This window comes from Microvirga splendida (assembly GCF_016427565.1).
Lineage (GTDB): Bacteria > Pseudomonadota > Alphaproteobacteria > Rhizobiales > Beijerinckiaceae > Microvirga > Microvirga splendida.
In genome coordinates this window covers 127072-146364 of record NZ_JAELXT010000004.1, presented here as the reverse complement: position 1 = coordinate 146364, position 19293 = coordinate 127072, and the positions used below count along the sequence as shown (strand labels likewise).

General features: G+C 63.8%; 11 protein-coding genes. 2 read left to right on the top strand and 9 right to left on the bottom strand.

Annotated features, from left to right (window positions below):
* Window positions 1-54: 54 nt before the first annotated feature.
* The 4 genes from glgB to otsA all read right to left on the bottom strand — a co-directional run bounded on the left by glgB (window position 55) and on the right by otsA (window position 10692).
* Entirely contained in the window at window positions 55-2259 is a 2205-nt protein-coding gene (gene glgB / locus JAO75_RS06305; protein ID WP_199047601.1) for a 1,4-alpha-glucan branching protein GlgB, read from the bottom strand.
* Window positions 2256-5570, bottom strand: a complete 3315-nt coding sequence (gene treS, locus JAO75_RS06300) for a maltose alpha-D-glucosyltransferase (protein WP_199047599.1) — start codon at window positions 5568-5570, stop codon at window positions 2256-2258. Before treS ends, glgB begins: the two co-directional genes overlap by 4 nt.
* Window positions 5571-5575: 5 nt before the next feature.
* A complete protein-coding gene (locus JAO75_RS06295) occupies window positions 5576-8854 on the bottom strand; it encodes a maltotransferase domain-containing protein (protein ID WP_343234564.1) in 3279 nt (1092 codons plus the stop codon).
* A gap of 272 nt (window positions 8855-9126) precedes the next feature.
* Window positions 9127-10692, bottom strand: a complete 1566-nt coding sequence (gene otsA, locus JAO75_RS06290; RefSeq protein ID WP_199047595.1) for an alpha,alpha-trehalose-phosphate synthase (UDP-forming) — start codon at window positions 10690-10692, stop codon at window positions 9127-9129.
* Window positions 10693-10993: 301 nt separating this feature from the next.
* On the opposite strand from otsA, the gene JAO75_RS06285 reads away from it, so the two are divergent.
* Together JAO75_RS06285 and JAO75_RS06280 are read left to right on the top strand one after the other, a co-directional pair.
* A complete protein-coding gene (locus JAO75_RS06285; protein WP_199047593.1) occupies window positions 10994-13477 on the top strand; it encodes a glycogen/starch/alpha-glucan phosphorylase in 2484 nt (827 codons plus the stop codon).
* Between the two features lie 100 nt (window positions 13478-13577).
* Window positions 13578-13835, top strand: a complete 258-nt coding sequence (locus JAO75_RS06280; protein WP_199047591.1) for a hypothetical protein — start codon at window positions 13578-13580, stop codon at window positions 13833-13835.
* Between the two features lie 124 nt (window positions 13836-13959).
* Here the strand turns inward: JAO75_RS06280 and JAO75_RS06275 are convergent, their stop codons facing one another.
* Genes JAO75_RS06275 through JAO75_RS06255 form a run of 5 tightly spaced genes read right to left on the bottom strand, consistent with a single transcriptional unit; the run spans window position 13960 to window position 19284 of the window.
* Complete coding sequence (locus JAO75_RS06275; protein ID WP_199047589.1) at window positions 13960-14727, bottom strand: sulfite exporter TauE/SafE family protein; 768 nt, start codon at window positions 14725-14727, stop codon at window positions 13960-13962.
* A 3-nt stretch (window positions 14728-14730) separates the two neighbouring features.
* Window positions 14731-16734: an alpha-glucosidase gene (locus JAO75_RS06270; RefSeq protein ID WP_199047587.1), complete on the bottom strand. Its 2004-nt coding sequence runs from the start codon at window positions 16732-16734 to the stop codon at window positions 14731-14733.
* Between the two features lie 7 nt (window positions 16735-16741).
* Window positions 16742-17506, bottom strand: a complete 765-nt coding sequence (locus tag JAO75_RS06265) for an SDR family NAD(P)-dependent oxidoreductase (RefSeq protein WP_199047585.1) — start codon at window positions 17504-17506, stop codon at window positions 16742-16744.
* 12 nt (window positions 17507-17518) lie between these two features.
* The gene (locus JAO75_RS06260; protein WP_199047583.1) at window positions 17519-18400 is read right to left on the bottom strand and encodes an SMP-30/gluconolactonase/LRE family protein; all 882 of its coding nucleotides are present in this window, start codon (window positions 18398-18400) and stop codon (window positions 17519-17521) included.
* Entirely contained in the window at window positions 18397-19284 is an 888-nt protein-coding gene (locus tag JAO75_RS06255; protein WP_343234566.1) for an aldose 1-epimerase, read from the bottom strand. The genes JAO75_RS06260 and JAO75_RS06255 overlap by 4 nt, the downstream gene beginning before the upstream one ends.
* Window positions 19285-19293: the final 9 nt, after the last annotated feature.

Here is a 19293-nt window from a genome sequence, read left to right as displayed (position 1 = left end):
CTCCCGGTCTCCGCACCCGAATAAACATCTCGGGCTTGCGCCGCTTCGGATCGCTCAGCCCAGCCGCAACAGAACCGTGCTCAAGGGCGGAAGCACGACGCTCAGGGAGAAGGGGCGTCCGTGGGACGGAATCTCCTCGGCCTGCAAAGCGCCGCCATTCCCGAGATTGCTGCCGCCGTAGATCCCCGCATCGGTGTTGAGGATCTCATGCCAAGTCCCTGCTTTAGGCACTCCGATGCGATAGGACATTCTCGGAACAGGCGTCATGTTGCTGACGGCCAGGATGAGCGAACTCCCATCCCGCGCCAAGCGCAGCATGGCGAAGACCGAGTTCCCGGAATCGTCCACCACGGCCCACTCGAAGCCGGCGGGATCGTTGTCGGTTCCGTGCAGGGCCGGCTCGGCGGCATAGATGCGGTTGAGATCGCGGACGAGGCGCTGAACTCCCGCGTGCCGCGGATTGTCCAGCAGCTCCCAGGAAATCGAAGCGTCGTGGTTCCATTCCCGATCCTGGGCAATCTCGCCACCCATGAAGAGCAGCTTCTTTCCAGGATGAGCCCACATGTACCCGAAATAGGCGCGGAGGTTGGCGAACCGCTGCCACTCGTCGCCGGGCATCTTCCGGATCAGCGATCCCTTTCCATGCACGACCTCGTCATGCGACAGCGGTAGGATGAAGCGCTCGGAATAGGCATAAACCATGCCGAACGTAAAGGCTCCGTGGTTGTAGCTTCGGTAGACGGGATCCTGCTCCACGTAGTGAAGCGTGTCGTGCATCCATCCCATGTTCCACTTGAACGTGAACCCGAGACCGCTCTCCTCCGTAGGCTTGGTCACCCCCGGGAATGCAGTGGATTCCTCAGCGATGGTGATCGCCCCCTGGCAGCGGTGGGCCACGATGCTGTTGAGGTGCTTGAAGAACTCGATGGCCTCGAGGTTCTCCCTGCCTCCGTATTTGTTCGGAATCCACTCGCCCGCCTGGCGGCTGTAGTCACGATAGAGCATCGATGCGACGGCGTCGACGCGGAGTGCATCGATGTGGAAGCGCTCGAGCCAGTGGAGCGCGCTTGCGATCAGGAAGCCCTTCACCTCGTTTCGCCCAAGGTTGTAGATCAGGGTGTTCCAATCCTGGTGGAAGCCCTCCCTTGGATCCTGATGCTCGTACAGGGCCGTGCCGTCGAACTGGGCAAGACCCCAGATATCGGTGGGGAAGTGAGCCGGGACCCAATCGAGGATCACGCCCAGGCCGGCCTCGTGGCAGCGGTTCACAAATTCCGCGAAGTCTTCCGGTGTTCCGTAGCGCCCGGTGGGAGCGAAGAGTCCGAGGGGCTGGTAGCCCCATGAACCTCCGAACGGATATTCCGTGATCGGCAGGAGCTCGATATGGGTGAACCCCATTCCCGAAACATACGGGATCAGACGATCGGCCAATTCGGTCCAGTCCAGGCTGCGATTGCCTTCCTGCTCCAAGCGCATCCAGGAGCCGGCATGGACCTCGTAGACCGAGATGGGTGAGGTCTCGCTCTGACGTGCGCCTCTCGAGCTCATCCACTCGGCGTCGGTCCAGGGGAACGGCTCGGAGCGCGCAACGATGGATGCCGTTCCGGGAGCGGCTTCGCCTGCGCGCGCGACAGGGTCCGCTTTCTGGGGCAGCAGCTGACCATGGGGGCCGACCATCTCGTACTTGTAGCGCTCACCGGGGCCGAGGCGCGGAACGAAGAGCTCCCAGATTCCAGCCTCCCCGCGCAGGCGCATGGGATTGCGCCGCCCATCCCAGCTGTTGAAGTCTCCGACCACGGAGACGCGCCGGGCATTGGGAGCCCAGACCGCGAAACGCACGCCCGGCACGCCCTCAACGGTCATGGGCTGGGCGCCGAGCACGCGGCTGAGTTCATAATGGGTTCCCTGCCCGATCAGATGCAGGTCGAGATCCCCGAGAAGCAGGCCGAAGTTGTAGGGATCCTCCATTTCCTGGATGGCATCGGGCCAGTGGATCCGCAGCCTGTATCGGGCATCGTGGCCGACCAGCCCGGCAAAGACCCCGTCGGCATGCACGAGACGCAGCCGGGTGATCTCATTCGTGTCCCGCGTCACAGCCTCGACGGATGTGGCACCCGGCATGAAGACGCGAACGGCATCTCCCTTGCTCGTCGGGTGCCGGCCGAGGATCGAGAACGGATCTCCATGCCTCCCCTGGACCAGGGCCTGGACGCCGGCTCGGTCGATGCCGGCGAGAAGAGCGTCGTGTCCGGCCATCATTCGCGACCTCCATTGCCCGCCTTCACGAGACGCTGCGCAAGGTCGGACAGACCCCGGAGCGGGATGGTCAGCCATTTCGGCCGGTTGGAAGCCTCATAGTGGATCTCGTAGGCCGCCTTCTCCAGCAGGAACAGGTCAAGGAGTGGGCCGCCCCGGTCCGACGAGAGTCCGAGCTGCGGAGCCTCGGCGGTGGCATCCCAGTAGGCGCCCAGGAACGCCTCCTGGGCTCCTGCATAGAAGTTCCCGAGCAGGGATTTCCGGATGTCGCGGAACTGCGCAGAGGAGATGTCGTCATCGGGCATCGACGCGGTCACGGTTACGTAGTCCAGCGAGCGCAGCAGCCCGGCGACGTCACGGAGCGGGCTTGTCTTTGCACGCCGTTCCTCGAGCTCGCGAACGGGTTCGCCTTCGAAGTCGATGATGTAGGCGTCACCATGCGCGACGAGAACCTGACCGAAGTGGAAGTCGCCGTGGATCCGCGTCAGCAGCGTCCCGCGACCTGCTTCCGCAAGGCGGTCGACAGCCTCGATCAGCTCGTCACGCTTTTCCAGAACACCGGCCGCGAGTGCGGCGGCTTCAGGATCAAGCTCGTCGCCCATCCCGCCCAGGATGTCGAGGGCAGAGACGAGCTGATCGCGCGCTCTGTTCTTCCAGACCTTGATGTCGTCCGACCCGGCCTGAACAGGCGCAAAGGCCTGATCGTCCGTCGGTGCGGCCAAGGCCACATGCAGCTCCCCAAGACGCCGTCCTACGACTTCGGCGAAATTCTCGAGAGTTGTGAAGATGCCCTCCTCCGGGACAGCGTCGTTCTCGATCAGCTCGTACTCGTCGAGGGTTCGCTTCAGGTTTTCCAGCATCCAGTTCCAGGCGTCGCCCTGGTTGCGGATGGCACCCTGGACGATCACGAGCGTATGAGGCGTCCCATCCTCCGAGACACGGAGGATCTGCCCCAGCAGAGGGGCCGAGTTTTCATATCCGACCTTCGTCAGATACTGCGTCATCTCCGCCTCCGGATGGACGCCGGGGAAAACACGCCTGACGAGCTTGATCATGGCAAGATCGCTGACGATCAGCGAGCTGTTCGACTGCTCGGCCGAGAGCCAGCGGATCGGAGCTTCCGGCGTAACCTCCATGCAGTCCAGCTGGGAGGTGCCCTCGAAGCGGATCTCCCCATCCGGCGTCTTTACCGTAGACCTCTCGCACAGGGCCTGCAGGGCAGCATGTGCCCAGCGGTCGACGGCAAAGCCGTCCGTCAGGAAGCCCACGCGCGGTCCTCTGCGGACCCGGGCCAGAGCAAGCTGCTGCGGCAGCGGCAGCCCGCCGGCGCTCTCCCATGCGATCCCGAGCGGCATGAAGTAGCGCTCGGTCCGCTTGCCGACACTCACCTCGATCTCGGACATCACGACATCGTCGGCGAACGGCATCGGCACGGTCCACGGGATACGCGCCTCGTTCAGCGTCTCGTTCTTGGAGGCAAACCAGCGCCGGATCGGCAGGTAGGTCGGCAGGATGTCCCGGGCGACCGTCTGCAAGTGCCGCTCGTCCATGCTGCCCTGCAGACCGCCTCGCAGAACCAGGGTCTCGAACTCGCCCAGCTGCTCAGGAGGTGCCGTCCGCCATTGCGGACTGTCGGTTTCCGTCGTCAGCTGGAACCAGTAGAAGCCATAGGGCGGGAGCGTCAGAAGGTAGGTCAGCTGGCCGATGGGCGGGAACGGAGACGGACCGGTCATCTCGACAGGAACCCGGCCGGCGAAGGCCGAGAGATCGAGCTCGACGGCCTGCGGCGTTCGCGACAGGTTCGCGACGCACAGGATGGTCTCATCCTCATGTTCGCGCAGGTAGGCCAGGACCTTGCGGTTGGACGGGTAGAGAAGCCGGAACGTCCCGCGGCCGAAGGCGTGATGGTTGCGGCGGAGCATCAGCATCCGGCGCATCCAGTTCAGGAGCGAATGCTGATCGCGGCTCTGGGCTTCGACGTTGACCGACTCAAAACCATAGATGGGATCCATGATGGCCGGCAGCACGAGGCTGGCCGGATCCGCTCTGGAGAACCCGCCGTTCCGGTCCGGCGACCATTGCATGGGCGTGCGAACGCCATCCCGGTCGCCAAGATAGATGTTGTCACCCATCCCGATCTCATCGCCGTAATAAACGACGGGGGTTCCGGGCATGGACAGCAGAAGGGCATTCATCAGCTCGATGCGCCGGCGATCCCGCTGCATGAGAGGCGCAAGCCTGCGCCGAATTCCGAGATTGATGCGGGCGCGCTTGTCGGCCGCGTAGGTGTTCCAGAGGTAGTCGCGCTCCTCGTCGGTGACCATCTCGAGCGTCAGCTCGTCATGGTTCCTCAGAAAGATCGCCCACTGGCAGTTCTCCGGGATCTCAGGCGTCTGGCGCAGGATATCCGTAATCGGGAAGCGGTCTTCCTTCGCGATGGCCATGTACATGCGCGGCATCAGCGGGAAATGGAAGGCCATATGGCATTCGTCGCCGTCGCCGAAATACTCCTGCGTGTCCTCCGGCCACTGATTGGCTTCCGCCAGCAGCAGCCGGTCCGGGTAAGCGGCATCGAGCGCGGCGCGGACCTTCTTCAGGACCTCGTGAGTCTCAGGAAGGTTCTCGTTGTTGGTGCCCTCCCGCTCGACGAGATACGGGATGGCGTCGAGCCGCAGCCCGTCGATGCCCATGTCGAGCCAGAACCGCATGACGCTCAGAACTTCCTTGAGAACGCGCGGATTGTCGAAATTCAGATCCGGCTGGTGCGAATAGAAGCGGTGCCAGAAATAGGCTCCCGCCGCGGAATCCCAGGTCCAGTTGGACTTCTCGGTGTCCAGAAAGATGATCCGGGTTTCCGGGTACTTCTGATCCGTGTCGGACCAGACATAGAAGTCGCGCTCACGGGAGCCCGGCTTTGCCTGACGGGCACGCTGGAACCAGGGGTGCTGGTCGGACGTGTGGTTGATGACCAGTTCCGTGATGACGCGCAGGCCTCGGGCATGGGCCTCGCGGACGAAGGTCTTGAACTCCTTCAGGGTCCCGTAGTCAGGGCTGACATCGCGGTACTCGGCGATGTCGTAGCCGTCATCGAGCCGCGGAGACGGATAGAAGGGCAGAAGCCAGATGGTGTTGACGCCGAGAGAGGCGATGTAATCCAACTTGGCGAGCAGGCCCGCGAAATCTCCGATGCCGTCGTTGTTGGCGTCGAAGAACGACTTCACGTGCAGCTGGTAAATGATCGCGTCCTTGTACCAGAGCGGATCAGTTCCCAGGGAAGTTTCGCTCTTGAGGGACGTGTCGTTCTTCTTGAGCATTCTTGTCAGTCCTTAGGGGCAATACGCCAGATCGAGAAGGGAAGTTCGCCCGGATCGCAGCGGATGCGCTGGTACTTGCCCGACCAGGTGAAGCGGTGGTGACGCACGAGATCTTCAACATCCAAGGAGCCGTGGTCCGGGAGGCCGAACTTCCAGAGCGGCAGTTCCACGTCGGCTTCCTGCACGTTGTGCGGGTCGAGGCTGACCGCTATGAGCAGAACGTTCTCACGCCCAGGGGTCGCCTTCTCGTAGAAGAGGATCTTGTTGTTCCAGGCGTCGAGGAACGACACGTTGAGATGGGAATGCAGGGCCGGGTTGTCGTGCCGGATCCGGTTCAGGATCGAGATCTCCCGGATGATGTTGCCGGGCCGATCCCAGTCCCACGCGCGGATCTCGTACTTCTCGCTGTCCGCGTATTCCTTCTTCTTGACGTCCGGCCGCCCTTCGCAGAGCTCGAAGCCGCTGTACATTCCCCAAAGCCCGGAGAGCGTCGTCGCCAGCGCAGCGCGGATGAGATATGAGGAGCGAGGCGCGTTCTGCAGAAAGTCCGGATTGATGTCCGGGGTGTTCACGAAGAAATGCGGGCGGAAGAAATCCTTCGGCGCCGTCTGCGAGAGCTCGGTCAGGTACTCCGCCATCTCCCACTTCTCATTCCGCCATGTGAAGTAGGTGTAGGATTGCGAGAAGCCGATCTTGGCGAGCCGATACATGATCTTAGGCCGGGTGAAGGCCTCCGACAGGAAGGCCACGTCCGGGTGATCGCGACGCACCTCCCCGATCAGCCACTCCCAGAAGGGAAACGGCTTCGTATGCGGATTGTCGATGCGGAAGAGTTTTACACCCTGCTCGACCCAGAGCAGGATGGTGTCGCGCAGCTCCAGCCACAGGGACGGCATCGCGCCCTTGGCGTAAAAGTCGACATTGACGATATCCTCGTACTTCTTGGGAGGATTCTCGGCATACTTGATCGTCCCGTCCGGTCGCCAGTCGAACCAGTCCGGGTGCTCCTTCAGCCATGGGTGGTCCGGCGAGGCCTGAACCGCGATGTCCATCGCCAGCTCCAGGCCGTGATCGGCTGCGGCAGCGACGAGGCGGCGCAGGTCCTCGAAGGTGCCGAGCTCGGGATGAATGGCATCATGGCCGCCAGCTTCGGAGCCGATGGCATAGGGACTTCCCGGATCGTCGGGCCCCGCCGTCAGGCTGTTGTTCCGTCCCTTCCTGTGCGTTCGGCCGATCGGATGGATCGGCGTCAGGTAGAGCACGTCGAAGCCCATATCGCGGATGTAGGGCAGCTTGCGGATCACGTCGTCGAACGTGCCGTGGCGGTTGGGATCGTCGCTCATCGAGCGCGGGAACAGCTCGTACCAGCTCGCAAACCCAGCCGCCGTTCGCTCCGCATCGACAGGAATCGTCCGGGAGCGCACCATGAACGGCCGCCGGTCCGCTGCCGTCATGATCTCCGATGTCTCCGGCGCCAGCAGGATCTCGAGACGGGTGTCGTAATCCGCATCGACGAGCCTGTCGGCCAGAGTGCGGACGCGCTCGGCGATGTCGCCTTGAGCCTCGGACCTCGCCTCTTCGACCAGAAGGCGCCCCTCCTCCAGTTCCAGGGTCACGTCGAGGCCGGCTGCGTATTTCTTCTCCAGCTCTGACCGGAAGATCGCGAAGGGATCACGCCAGGCCAGAACGGCGAATTCATGCCGGCCCAGCCGCTCCAGCGGGAGCTCCGCGCTCCAGCGGTCATTGACCAGCATCGTCATGCGGGTTTCGCGCCATTCCGCCTCGTCGACGGCCCTCCAGGCCAGTGCGGCCGACAGGGGGTCATGGCCGTCGCCGAAGATGTCGGCTTCCACCCTGACCACTTCGCCGACGATCCGCTTGACCGGGAACTCGCCGCCATCCACCGCAGGCGTGACATTCTCGATGACGAGCCGCGGTGCCGCGACCGCCTGCTCGACAGCCGGCACGGAGACTGCGCCTGTCACCGGCCTCGGGGGATGTCCTTCCAATACTCTCACCTCGCCTGGCTGAAGTCTGACCACGCTCGTGGGCGTGAGTTCGAGCCCGCCCTCGCCCACTTCGCGAAAGGGCATGAACTGGGCGCCTGTCTCTGAGACCAGGAACGCACCCGTGGCCTGTGCGGTCCGCCGGAGATCGGCATTCGCGACGATCAGGCGGGCAGCCTTGCTCTGCCGCACATCCTCCTGATCAATCCTCAGCAGGGCGGTCACGGGGGACGCGCGCCCCACGACGAGATGCAAGGGCTTACGCGCAAAGCCGCCGTCGTTGCGGGCAAGCAGCTGATTCGCGGCGCGGATCTCTCCCGTGAGGTCGAAGCTGCCCCGCTCACGCAGCCCTCTCAGCCCCATCCCATCGCCGCGGGTCGGGTCGAGCCTGTCCCGGCAGCCGAACTCGAAGCCCATGGGAACGAGAAGGCCGTCGCCTACGGAAGCGGCAAGCCTCAACGCGCGGGTTGCGCGCCGCTCCAGCACATTGAGAGGCTCCACCTCATGGGTAATGCGCTTCTCGAAGGGAACCTCCGGAAATGCGATTTCGTAGCCGATGCCTCTCAGCTGCTCATGCTCGTCCGCGATCCAGCTGTCCTTCAGGTCCCACCAGCACAGCGAGGAAAACGTCCCGTCGAAGCCGGCACTGCCGAGCGTCTGCCTTGCCTGGAAACTCGCGCCAGGGGTCCAGGCGAGGAAGCGCACCCCAGGTACATCGCCTCTGGCGTCCGCGATGAAGCGCCTCAAGGCGGATGGCGGCACCCTGTCCCAGTGCAGGCAACGAAAGCCCCTGATCCCTGCGGCGGCGAAGGCCCGCAGGCGCTCAGCCAGCATTCTCAGATGCGGATGATCGTCCGCATCGCCGTCGAACGGAACAAGGACCGCTTCCCTCTCCGTGGGATCCTGCCGCGGATCGAGGGTATCCGGATTCGAGGCGGCGAGACCGAGCTCGCGGGCGAAGATGCTGTCGGCGGCCACCCGGTCGATCACGACGTCGAGCATCAGGGCGAGCTTGCGTGCGCTGGCTTTTTCCGCAAGCCGGGCAAGACCTTCGGTCGCATCGGCATGTGCGAGGACCGGGTGCAGCCGGGTCATGTCATGAGGCAACAGGATGCTGCCGCCGTGCCCCGGCTCGAACGGCGGGGCCATCAGGACAGTATCGAAGCCTAACGCGGCGGCATGATCGAAGATGTCATCCCAGTTGTCCAAGGACCCGGCCAGCAGCGGATGCACGTAGTAAATGCGCGGAGCCTTCCAGCTCGCGCCTTTCGTCCGCACCGTTTGTGAGCTTGCAAGGAGACTGTCTGCTGGTGACACGGTTCGGCCCTGTCGCTGTTCGATCGGATCTACCTGGGGCGAGCTCACCGCCGGCACCGAAACAATCGAGCCTTGACCGGCAGAGCCTCCCTGTCGGAAACAGCCCCCCTTGCCTTTAGTTCCTGCCGGCATCCACATCACCTCGGTACGCTCAGCGACCCTGTCTCGCCCGGCGCAGCACGGCGGCAAAGACGAGGCCAGCCCTCAGCTGGCGCAGTATCGCCCCTAGGAACTCAGTTGCTTTCCGCACCCGCCGGGACAGGCGCTGCCGGGCCGTGATCCGGGGCGCCGCTCAGGCTCGAGAGGAAGCGCTGGCACCACGCATCGACCGTGTTGACCCTCAGCTGACCCATCATGGATTCCCACCGCTCCCGTCTTTCCTCACGCGGCATCTGGAGAGCCCGTGCGATCGCTGCAGCGCAGGCTTCCGTGTCATAGGGATTGACGAGAATGGCGCCGTTGAGTTCGTGCGCCGCGCCTGCAAAGCGCGACAGGATCAGGACGCCGGGGTCATCGGGCTGCTGAGCCGCGACGAACTCCTTTGCAACGAGGTTCATGCCGTCCCGCAAAGGTGTCACGAGGCCGATCCGGGACATGCGGTACAATCCCGCAAGGGCCGCGTGCCCGATCGTTCTGTTCACGTATCGGACGGGGGTCCAATCCACCTCGCCGAGGCTTCCGTTGGTCCAGCCCGCCTGCTCCGCAATCTCGCGTTGCATCTGCTGGTACTCGGGAACGTCCGAGCGCGACTTCGGGGTGATCTGGAGATAAGTAACCCGGTTGCGAAAGTCCGGGTTCGATCGGATGAAGCACGAGAAGGCCTCGATCCGTTGCTTCAATCCCTTCGAGTAGTCGAGCCGATCCACCCCGATGATCAGGTCGCGGTTTCCCATGCTCGCCGTGGTCCGGCGCACGAGCGAATTCTGCTCCGCATTGGCAGCCGCACGGGCGAAGCCCTCGGTATCAATCCCGACCGGGAAGGCGCCGATCCGAACCTTATGACCGTCGATCTGGTGCTCTCCGGCGCCAATAGGAGAGCCGATGTTCTCGCGGACCAGGCAGCGCTGAAAGTTCTCCGCATCCTGGGGTGTGTGGAAGCCGACCAGATCATAGGCGCCGAAGCCCTGGAGAAGCTGCTGGTAGGCCGGCAGGGCGCTGGCCACGTCGGAGGGCGGCCACGGAATGTGCAGGAAGAAGCCGATCCGGTTCCTGAATCCAAGGCGGCGCAGCTCAGCCGCCAGGGGAATGAAGTGATAATCATGAACCCAGATGACATCATCCGGCCGCAGCAGCGGCGCGAGAGAGGCTGCAAAGGCTCGGTTGACGCGGAAGTACCCTTCAAGCTCCTGCCGCTCGATCTGCACGAGATCCAGCCTATAGTGGCAGACCGGCCATAACGCACGGTTGGCGAAGCCCGCATAATACTCGTCATAATCCTGCTGGGAGAGATCCAGAACCGCGAAGGTGATGTTGCCGGACTGCGAAACCTTGGCTTGGTCGGAGGGCTCCTCGACCGTCTCGCCCGACCAGCCGAACCAAAGGCCGCCGCTCTGCTTCAGCGCCCCTTCGAGCGCGACGGTCAGTCCGCCTGCCTTGCCCGCGCCATCGTTGGGCAGGGGCACCCGGTTTGAAACGACGACCAGGCGCTGCTGACGCGATGCGGATGATTCTCTCTTGCGGGAACCCGTCCGGGGCGATCTCCTGGCTTTCTCCACGGAAGCGTCCGGCGTCTCGGGACGGCTCTCCAGCGGGAACGCCCGATCCTGTGTTTCTCGCGTGATGTCTGGGACGTCGGCCATGACCTGACCTTGAGCGAATGGTGAAGGTTAAACCATCCGGACCTGAGGCAGTTCCCGACGCCGGCAAATAAGCTGTGCAGCAGTCCCGACGCCCGTAGAACAAGCTTGGCACCAAGGGAAACCCTGTCTGAACTGCGGCGCGGCGTCACGCTCACTGCGTGATTTGATAACTATTGTTGAGTATCATTCTGAAGTTGCTATCGGTCTGGCAAAAGGATGCCGACAAAATACAGGCGAGAATGCTTCTTGCTTGATAATTGAAGATTAGGGGTTGCCTGTGGAGAGTTTCGATCAAAGCCTTTTGCCCTCCTCCGCTCAGCGTGACGAGGCTCAGTCCTCATACGCGGCCAGTGAGACTGCACAGCCGACGGCGACCAGCGAAACGGACGCATTCCAGCAGGCGATCCTGGCGAAGCTGACCTATGACGTCGGCACCAATCCGGCCCATGCGACCGACCACGACTGGTTCACCGCCACGGCCTTGGCCGTGCGCGACCGGGCCATGGACCGGTGGATGGTGTCCAAAGGGTTGAACCAGTCGGTCCACAAGCATGTCTGCTATTTCTCGCTCGAGTTCCTGATCGGGCGGCTCCTGTCGGACACCCTGAACAATCTTCGCCTGACCGACTGCGCGAGGGACGCCCTCGCCGGGCTCGGCGTCGACCTTGACCGTATCCGGACGATGGAGCCGGATGCCGCCCTCGGCAACGGCGGCCTCGGCCGGCTCGCGGCCTGCTTTATGGAGAGCATGGCCAGCCTCGAGGTTCCGGCCTACGGTTACGGGATCCGCTACGAGCACGGACTGTTCCGCCAGGGCCTGAGCGATGGATGGCAGCAGGAGCTTCCGGAGGACTGGCTCGTCCGGGGAAACCCGTGGGAGTTCGAACGCTCGGATCTGGTCTATCAGGTGCCGTTCGGCGGCTTCGTGGAGGAACTGGCCGCATCGGACGGGCCGGCACGCTCCGTCTGGAAGCCCGCCGAGACGGTTCAGGCCGTTGCTTTCGACACCCCCGTGGTCGGCTGGCGCGGGCGCCACGTAAACACCCTGAGGCTCTGGTCCGCACGGGCCGCCGAGCCGCTGCGGCTCGATGCCTTCAATTCAGGCGACCATGTGGGCGCTCTCGCCGACCGGACCCGGGCCGAAGCGATCTCCCGGGTGCTTTATCCCGGTGACGAGACGGAGGCGGGCCGGGAGCTGCGCCTGCGCCAGGAATTCTTCTTCACCTCGGCCTCCCTGCAGGACCTGCTGGCCCGGCACACCCGGCTGCATGGGGATCTCCAGGCCCTGCCGGAGCATGCGGCGATCCAGCTCAACGACACCCACCCGGCCCTCGCCGTGGCGGAGCTGATGCGCCTCCTGGTCGACGAGCGCCATCTGTCTTGGGACGAAGCCTGGGCCATCACGACCAGGACGCTGAACTACACGAACCACACCCTCATGCCGGAGGCTCTCGAGCGCTGGCCCGTGTCGTTGATGGAGCGGCTTCTCCCGCGTCATCTCCAGATCATCTACCACATCAACTGGCTGCACCTCGAACCCCTGATCCGCCGGTCGGCCGATGTGGAGCTCATCAAATCCGTCTCCGTCATCGACGAAGACCAGGGCCGGTATGTCCGCATGGGCCACCTGGCTTTCATCGGCGCCCACAAGGTCAACGGGGTCTCGGCTCTCCACACCGGCCTGATGCGCCAGACGGTCTTCCGCGATCTGAACGCCCTCTACCCGGGTCGCATCGTCAACAAGACGAACGGCATCACCTTCCGGCGCTGGCTCCATCAGGCCAACCCGCAGCTGACGCAGATCCTGACCCAGGAACTGGGCGAGGCAGTGCTGGACGATCCGGGTGCGTTGATCAGACTGGAGAGGCTGGCGGATGACGGCGCCTTCCAAGAGCGCTTCAGGAACCAGCGCCATGCCGCGAAAGTGAACCTGGCCCGGATCGTGGCCGAGCGAACGGGAGTGCAGATCGACCCGAACGCCCTGTTCGACGTCCACATCAAGCGCATCCACGAGTACAAGCGCCAGCTCCTCAACATCCTGGAGGCGGTCGCCCTCTACGATGCCATGCGGTCCGAGCCGGAGCGGAACTGGGTGCCGCGGGTCAAGATCTTCGCCGGCAAGGCCGCGGCCAGCTACCACCGCGCGAAGCTCATCATCAAGCTGGCCAACGATGTCGCCAGGGTCATCAACTCCGATCCTGCCATCGCGGGCCGCCTGAAGGTGGTTTTTCTTCCCAACTACAATGTCAGCCTCGCCGAGGCGATCATCCCTGCCGCAGACCTGTCCGAGCAGATCTCGACGGCCGGCATGGAGGCCTCCGGCACCGGCAACATGAAGCTCGCCCTCAACGGTGCGCTCACGATCGGTACCCTGGACGGAGCAAATATCGAGATCCGCGAATGCGTCGGAGACGACAACATCTTCATCTTCGGAATGACCGCCGAAGAGGTCGGGGCCTACCACAAAGCCGGGCTGCACCGTGACCGGGCAGGATGGTCGCCCCGGTTCGAGCGAGCCATCAACCTGATTACGGCAGGCACCTTCTCACCGGACGATCCCCGTCGGTTCGACTCCCTGGCGCATGCCCTGTCGTCCGATGACACATTCATGGTGGCTGCGGACTTCGACTCATACTGGGCAACCCAGCGCCGGGTCGACGAGTTGTGGCAGGATCCCTTTGCGTGGAGCCGCGCCAGCGTGCTGAACACCTCCAGGGTCGGCTGGTTCTCGGCGGATCGCACGATCCGCGAATATGCCGAGGAGATCTGGAAGATTTCCGTCTGACGGACGGCCCGGAATGGAACTTTGATCCCGGTCTCACCTTAAGGATTGAAATAGCCCGTCAAGAGACGAGGGGTTGATTGGTAGCCTCACGGAGCCTGCCATGATCTACAAGTTCGAAGTCGGCCAATCCGTTGTTCCGGCCTGCCCCCTGCGGCCAAGCCGGAACACCTATGTCGTCTTGAAGCAGCTGCCCCTCACCTCCTATGAACCGCAATATTGGGTCCAGGGCGTCAGAAGCGGGGTGGATTGCATCGTGTGCGAGTCCCAGATCGAAGCCGCTGACGATCACCGGCCAAGCGTGTCGTTCGCAGCCATGGGAACCCTGGAGACGGGAATTCAATCCGCCAAGCGCTCATAATGTGCTTGGCGCAGACACTCGTGAGCTCCCAATAGCGTGAACGCCCGAGCCGGGAACGAAGCCCGGCTTTGTCGGGCTTTTTGCCGTTACAACCCTCGATCTACGGCCTCCACTTGCGCCGTCATCACGAAGCCATCAACAGGTGGATGACGGCAGGCGCTCCGAGAGATACACCCGAGAGGAAGAGAAGAACGAACACGATGCGGCGCATCACGGTTGCCGAAATGGGGGGCGGCCAACGCCGTGCCGCGTAGGTCGCGACCATGACCGCCGGAATGGCAAGAAGGCCCGTGAGGTTCGAGGCGGATGGCAGATCGCCCGAAAATACCACCAAGCCGATACGGAAGACGGCATTGAGCGCGAAGACGGTGACGAGGGTCTCGCGGATCTTCGCCAAGGGGATGGGCTGGCGGTAGAAATGATAGACGAGCGGCGGTCCGGCGGTGGAAAACAACCCGCCCATGAGGCCGGCAATCGTGCCGAAGAACAAGAACGACGCATCCCTCGACTGTCTCGCTAGGGGCTCCGGCTTTCGCGCCAGCTGCAGGCTGGAGACGATGATCACGAGCCCGAGGATCAGGCGCAGGAGGTCGGCCCGGGTTCCGGCAAGCCATTCGAGCAGCCAATAGCCGACGAAGAGCATCGGGATGCTGGCCGCCATGACGAAGCCGAACTCCCGCCACGCCACATCGCGCCAGCCCTTCAGCAGCATCTGCGTGGCGTTCACGAGGGTCAGCACGCTCACGATCATGGCGGCATCGGGCAGAGACAGGAGGCCCGTCAATCCGACGCCACCCATGGTGATGAGGCCGAAGGCAAAACCGGTGAGGGTCTGCGCGTAGGCCGCGGCGCCCGCCAGCAGGAGAAAGCCGATGAGCTCCGCAACCGACATCGCTCAGATGGTCCTAAGGCCGGCGAACAGCTCCTCGAACTGCGACCCGGCCCGATAGAACACCGGCGGCTGGCCGAAGGGTGCAGGGACGGTCACGTCCCTGCCGCCCGAAAAAGTCTCGGCGGTCCAGACATGGACCCACTCCGCTCCAGCCGGCAGGTAGGTGCTCCACTCGGTCTTTTCGGCCTGTGAGACGGGGGCCACGAGCAGGTCTGCGCCATAGAGATATGCGTCCTGGATGGCATAGGTGCGAGCATCATCCTCGAAGTGGAGGAAAAGCGGCCGCTGCACCGGCAGGCCCTGCGTGGACGCCTCCGCCACGAGGGATTTCAGGTAGGGAACCAGATGCACGTAAACCTGCGTCATCCGGGCGAAATGGGCCAGCACCTGCGGATCCTGGTCGATCTGCAGGTTGTCTCGCGGGCGATTGCCCTCGTGGGTGCGCATCACGGGCGTGAAGGCCCCCATCTCGGCCCAGCGCATGATGAGTTCGGTCGTGCGCACATTGCCGAAGAGGCTGGTATAACCCCCGATATCCGAGTGATGGTAGGCATTGCCGAGAAGCCCTGACGAGAGCGCGCCGGAGATGACCGTCACGAGACCGTCGTGGCGGGTGAAATCCACCGACTGATCGCCCGCCCACAGGAGCGGGCAATGCTTCTGCACACCCGTGAACCCGGCGCGCATGAAGAACAGGATCTCGCCGGTCTTTCCCCTGCTCTCGACGGCGCGGGCGTTCACCTCGGCCCATAGCGTCGGCCAGGCATTATGCATGACCTTCGCGTCTATGCCGTTGGCGAGCTTTACGTCGATGGGAAGATACTCGCCGAAATCGGCCATCCATCCCGAGAGCCCGAAATCGATCATGTTCTGGCCGATGACCCGCTCAGAAAACCATGCGGCGGCCTCCGGGTTCGTGAAATCGACGACGCCGCAATCGAACTCGCCGAAATCGACGAGGGCCGTTTTGCCGCTCTCGTCGGTCGCGAAGTAGCCCGCAGCCTCCGCCTCCGGGAAGAGAGAGCCGTCGACGGCGAGGTAGGGGTTTACATAGCCGAGGAAGCGGATGCCGCGATCCTCCAGTTCGGCGATGCGCTGGCGCAGCGCCGGATAGCGATCGTCATTGGCCTTCCAGTCCCAGAACAGGCGTGCGCCAAAGGAGGTGTGGCGCAACCCCACCCAATCTTCGCACCACAGGCCTGAGACCCTGGTGCCAGCAGCAACGATGCGCTCGAGCCGCTCGAAGGAGTTGGCTCCGTCTTTGAGCCCGATGATCGCACCGCCATAGACCCATTCGGGCAGCGGCGGCTGGCGACCGAAGCGGTCGGCCATGGCCTCGACGAGCGCGATGAAGGTCGGGCGGGCGGTCAGCTCGATGCGCTCCGGAACGGCCCAGATTTCGATCTCGTGGAAGCTGTCGCGGCGAAAATCGAAGGCCGAATAGGCAGTGGTCTCCACGTGCAGCGCATAGCGCCGCGACGAGAGATAGGTCGGCTGCGGATAGTTGGTGTTCCAGTAATCGCCGCCCGACTTGCCGGTGACATCGGCCTTGAAGGTGATCTCGGTGGTCTTGTCGCGCCCCACCCCAGGCTCGGAAGTCCAGAGAGGAAAGCGCCGGCCGCGCATGTCGAAATACGACATCTGCTCGCCGCCGCCCCAGACATGCTCGCCCTCCTCCGCGGCGATGCGCATCCAGAGCCGGTTGATGGCGGCATCGTTCGCTTGGAACGCGACCGTACCGTTGCGCTCGTCGCCCGACACCCGCAGGGTCAGGCGCGGCTTCTGACTTGGTACGGTCGAGAAGGCGATCTCGGAGCCGGACACGACCGCATGCGCGAGCGGCGTGCGCTCGATGACGTAATCCTCGATGTCGAAATTGCCGCGATACATGTCCATGCGCGCATCGCCCTGGCCGACGAACAGGCACGGGGCGTCGCTGCGGTGGCGCAGGATCGGCCTGCCGTCGAGGACGAGGTCGAAGCCGTCGGAGGTGGTCTGGATCTTCATGGCAATCTCAATTCTGGGTCAGGCCGGCATCGACGATGAAATTCGCCCCCGTGCAGCCCCCGCTCTCGTCGGAGGCCAGGAAGAGCGCCATCCTGGCTACATGGCCGGCATCGAGCCGGAACTTCAGGGCCTGGAGGTCGAGGAACTGCTGGTTCAGCTCCGGCGTCAGCCACAGCGCCTTCTGTCGCTCGGTGAGGATCGCGCCCGGCACGATGCAGTTCACCCGGATCCCGGCGGGTCCCAGCTCGCGGGCCAGGGTGCGGGTCATGCCGTTGATCGCCGCTTTTGCCGTGGTGTAGCCCACCATGCCGGGACGCCCGCGCATCCAGGAGATGGAGCCGAGCATGATGACCGATCCTGCGCCCCGCGCCGCCATGCCTTTCGAGACCGCCTGCGTGGCGAAGAACTGGTGATCCAAGTTGAGCGCCAGCGCGCGCCGCCAGTAATCGGGCTCCACCTCGGCAATGTCGTGGCGGTCGTCCTTGCCGGCATTGTTGACGAGCACGTCCACGCCGCCGTGATCGTCCTCAATCCGGGATAGTGCCTCGCGGAGAGCCGGAATGTCGGTGACATCGCAGGCATGGAAGCCCGCACCGGTCGCCTTCGCCAGGGCCTCGCCCGGCTCCTTCGCGATGTCGATGAAGGATACGCGCGCGCCCTGCGCGACGAAGGCCTTCACCATTTCCTCGCCGATCCCGGACGCGCCTCCGGTGATGACGACGGATCGGCCCGCGAGGGAACGATATTGGGCGGTGGTGTAATCGAACGACATGGCAATGCAGCCTTAAACGGAAAGATCGAATGTGTATTCGGGCAGTCCCGGCACGTCGACCGGCATGGTGAACAGGCTGCCGGAATGCGGAAAAGCCGCCAGCTCGGCCTCGGGCCGACCCGTGCGTGCGGAGGTCACGTACAGGGTTTTCAGATCGGGGCCGCCGAAGCAGACCATGGTGGGGCAACGGGCCGGAACGGGATACTCAGCCAACAGGCGGCCGTCCGGCGCATAGCGCTGAATGCGCCCGCCTTCGAACAGGGCGGTCCAGTAGCAGCCTTGCGCATCCACGGCAGCCCCATCGGGGCGGCCCCGGTCGGTCTCTGTCGGCTGGAGACGCACGAACAGGGTTTTATCGGTAGCCTCGCCCGTTGCCGGATCATAGGCGTAGCGCCACACCGTGAAGGTGGGCGTGTCGGAGTGGTAGAGGGTACGCCCATCGGGCGAGAAGGCGACGCCGTTCGACGTCAGAAGCCCGCCGGCAAGAGTTGAAAGCCCGCGGGAATCGTAGCGATAGAGATGCGCCTTGCCGCCATCCTTGGGCTCGTCGATGGTGCCCGCGAGATAACGGCCCGCCGGATCGACGCGCCCGTCGTTGAACCGGCTCGTGCGCTGGTCCTCCGGATTGTCGGCGAGCTTGCGCACCCGGTTACTATTGGCATCGAGCAGCCAAAGCCCCGAACGGAAGCCCGCGATGAATCCGCCGCCTTTCCTGAACCCGATGCACCCGATCTCCTCCGGCATCGTGAAGGTCCGATGCTCACCTGTCGCGGGAGCAAAGCGGTGCATCGCCCTGCCCTTGATGTCGACGAAGTAGAGCGCCTGCTCCTCGACGGACCAGATCGGGCACTCCCCGAGTTCGGCGCGAACATCCAAAGCGATGGTCAGGCTCACGACAGCACCTCCACGCCGAAGCGCACCTGCGCGCTCAGGCGCTCGCCGGACTGCAGCACCTTGAGGCCGTGACGGGATGGTTCGGGCCGGTTGATGGCATCGTTCATGTGGCTCACGGGCTCGACGGCAAAGAAATCCCGCTCCGCGGGGACATACACGACAAGATGGCCGAAGAGCGGATCGGCCTCGATCCTCAACGCGATGTTCTCCTGAGCATAGGCGATGCGGGCCGTTCCGTTCCATCCCGCAAAGCAGTTGTCGAGACGCGGCTCGCCCAGTTCGCGCATGGTTCGGTAGTTCCAATCATCCGGAACCGGAACGCCGTCCAGCGGAAGCGAATCCTCGCCGTTGGGATAGACACGCTCGGCCGCGAATTGCAGGCGAACGCCAGGGCGCTTGGGAAAGAACGGATGCAGCCCTAAACCGGCCGGCATGGCGCGGTGATCCTCGTTCTCCAGCGACAATGTCAGCACCAAGCCATCTGGTGACATCGCGAAGAGCTGCTCGGCCCGGTAGGCGAAAGGCCAGCCCTTGGCCTCGTCTCCGTCCGGACGGTGAGTCAGCGCAAGGCGGCAGCGTGCATCATCCGCTTCCACCACCTGCCACGGCCTCTGCCAGGCATTTCCGTGGATGGAATGTGGATGATCGCCGAAGTTCAGCGCCAGCCGATGCTCGACGCCCTCGAACGAGAAGCGCCCATGGGCGATGCGGTTGCTATAGGGAATGAGCGGATAGCAGCAGGTCTGCCGCACCAATCCCTCGCGCAAGGCCTGCTCGGGTATTTCCCGCATCAGCGTCACGCCGTCATGACGGAAGCCCGCGATGGCGCCTCCGATGGAGGGCGCCAGATCGAGACTGAGAGAACCGCTCCTGAGCGTGACGATCAGGACAAC

Bases quoted from the DNA above. Each gene is read 5' to 3' on its own strand.
- glgB (WP_199047601.1), bottom strand. From the start codon at position 2,259: ATGATGGCCGGACACGACGCTCTTCTCGCCGGCATCGACCGAGCCGGC.
- JAO75_RS06275 (WP_199047589.1), bottom strand. From the start codon at position 14,727: ATGTCGGTTGCGGAGCTCATCGGCTTTCTCCTGCTGGCGGGCGCCGCG.
- JAO75_RS06280 (WP_199047591.1), top strand. From the start codon at position 13,578: ATGATCTACAAGTTCGAAGTCGGCCAATCCGTTGTTCCGGCCTGCCCC.
- otsA (WP_199047595.1), bottom strand. From the start codon at position 10,692: ATGGCCGACGTCCCAGACATCACGCGAGAAACACAGGATCGGGCGTTC.
- treS (WP_199047599.1), bottom strand. From the start codon at position 5,570: ATGCTCAAGAAGAACGACACGTCCCTCAAGAGCGAAACTTCCCTGGGA.
- JAO75_RS06270 (WP_199047587.1), bottom strand. From the start codon at position 16,734: ATGAAGATCCAGACCACCTCCGACGGCTTCGACCTCGTCCTCGACGGC.
- JAO75_RS06265 (WP_199047585.1), bottom strand. From the start codon at position 17,506: ATGTCGTTCGATTACACCACCGCCCAATATCGTTCCCTCGCGGGCCGA.